Origin of the sequence: Brevibacterium litoralis (assembly GCF_040212315.1) — a bacterium.
GTDB lineage: Bacteria > Actinomycetota > Actinomycetes > Actinomycetales > Brevibacteriaceae > Brevibacterium > Brevibacterium litoralis.
The window spans coordinates 1-2,000 of record NZ_JBDIUY010000034.1 but is presented as its reverse complement, the minus strand read 5'-3'; the positions used below and the strand labels follow the sequence as shown (position 1 = coordinate 2,000).

2 protein-coding genes are annotated in these 2,000 nt (G+C 70.0%); both read left to right on the top strand.

Annotated features, from left to right (window positions below):
• Positions 1 to 79 precede the first annotated feature (79 nt).
• Positions 80 to 1,408 (top strand): hemolysin family protein, encoded by a 1,329-nt coding sequence (locus AAD496_RS11990; RefSeq protein ID WP_349829009.1) that lies wholly within the window; start codon positions 80 to 82, stop codon positions 1,406 to 1,408.
• A partial coding sequence (locus AAD496_RS11985; protein ID WP_349829008.1) for a CNNM domain-containing protein occupies positions 1,401 to 2,000 on the top strand: 600 nt, incomplete at its 3' end. The genes AAD496_RS11990 and AAD496_RS11985, both read left to right, overlap by 8 nt.

Sequence of the window (2,000 nt, the reverse complement as noted above, 5' to 3'; positions counted from 1 at the left end):
GGCCAGTGGCCGGCATCCCCGTACCAGTCCCGGAGTCTCCCACCGGGACCCTCCGCCGCGCCGGACGGAGGACCCGTTCTTGACGGAATGGCTCCTCCTCGCGTTGGCCCTGCTGCTCATCCTCGGCACCGGCGTGTTCGTCGCCGCCGAGTTCTCCCTCCTCACGCTGGACAAGCACACGGTCGACGAGGCGGTCGACCGTGGCGTACGCGGCGCCGGGACGATCCGGACCGCCACCCGGCACCTCTCCACCCAGTTGTCGGCCGCCCAGGTCGGCATCACGATCACCACACTCCTCACCGGCTATCTCATGGAGCCCTCCCTCGGTGCGCTCCTGTCGCCGGTGTTCGGGGCCCTCGGCCTCGCGGAGGGTGCGGCCGGCACGCTGTCTCTGGCGCTCGCGCTCCTCGTGTCGACCTTCCTCTCGATGCTCCTCGGTGAGCTCGTGCCCAAGAACCTCGCGATCTCGGCGCCACTGGTGGCCGGGCGGATCGCGGTGCCTCTCCAGTACGGCTTCTCCGTCGTCTTCAAGCCGGTGATCGTCCTGCTCAACGGCACGGCGAACAAGGCCTTGCGGGCGATGGGGATCGAACCCCAGGAGGAGGGTTCCGTCGGCCGCAGCCCGGAGGAACTCACGGCCCTCGTGCGGCACTCCGCCGAGGAGGGCACGATGGACCGGGACGTCGCCGACCTCGTCGCGCGCACGCTCGGCTTCTCCGAGCGGACCGCCGCGGACGTCATGACGCCGCGCACCCGGATGGTGAGTGTGACGAAGGACGCGGACGCCGCGGAGATCATCGACCTGTCCCGGCACACCGGGTTCTCGCGGTTCCCCGTCGTCGGCGAGTCCCGGGACGACATCACCGGGGTCGTCCACGTGAAGCAGGCACTCGCGGTGCCGCTGGCCAAACGGGTCGAGGCGTTCGCCGGCGGTCTGCGCACCGATGTCACCGAGATCCCGGAGACCCTGCGTCTCGACCCCCTGCTCATCCAGTTGCGGTCCCGGGGCACACAGATGGCCGTCGTCGTCGACGAGTACGGCGGGACCGCCGGGGTCGTCACGCTCGAGGACGTCGTCGAGGAACTGGTCGGCGAGGTCGTCGACGAGCACGACCGCCTGCGGGTGACGATCCGTCCGGCCCGCGACGGTTCCTGGGTCGTCCCGGGCCGTATGCGTCCGGACGAGGTCACCGAGGCCACCGGTGTCGAGGTCCCGGAGGACCCCGACTACGAGACGGTCGCCGGTTACGCCCTGTTCGCGTTCGGGCGCCTGCCCGTGCCGGGGGACGAGGTGCCGGTGGACGGCGCCCGCCTGGTCGTCGAGAAGATGCACGGCCGCCGGATCGAACGTCTGCGGATGGTCGTGGACCCGCGGGCTCGTGCCGAAAGGAGGCAGGACGATGAGTGACTGGGCCGGACTCGTGTGGCTGGTGCTCCTGTTGCTGGCCAATGCCTTCTTCGTCGCCGCGGAGTTCGCGATCGTCAACGCCAAGCGGGCGCAGATCGAACCGCTCGCCGCCGAGGGCAACGCCCGGGCGCGGACGACGCTGTACGCGATGGAGCACGTGTCGATGTGCCTGGCGATCTGCCAGCTCGGCATCACGGTGTGCTCCCTGCTCATCGGTAACGTCGCGGAACCGGCGATCCACCACCTGTTGGAGGGACCGCTGCACTTCCTCGGGGTGCCGACGGCGCTGTCCGGGGTCATCGCCTTCGTCATCGCGCTGTCGGTCGTCACCTACCTGCACGTCGTCGTCGGCGAGATGATCCCCAAGAACATCGCGATCGCGGTCTCCCGGCCGGCGGCCATGCTGCTCGCGCCGCCGCTCGTGTTCCTGGGCAGGGCGCTGGGCTTCGTCATCCGCCCGCTCAACGGTCTGGCGAACGTGATCCTGCGGGCGCTGCGGGTCGAACCGCGCGACGAGGTGAACGCCGCCTACACCGTCGATGAGGTCCAGTCGATCGTGCTGGAGTCGAAGCGCGAGGGCCTGCTCACCGAC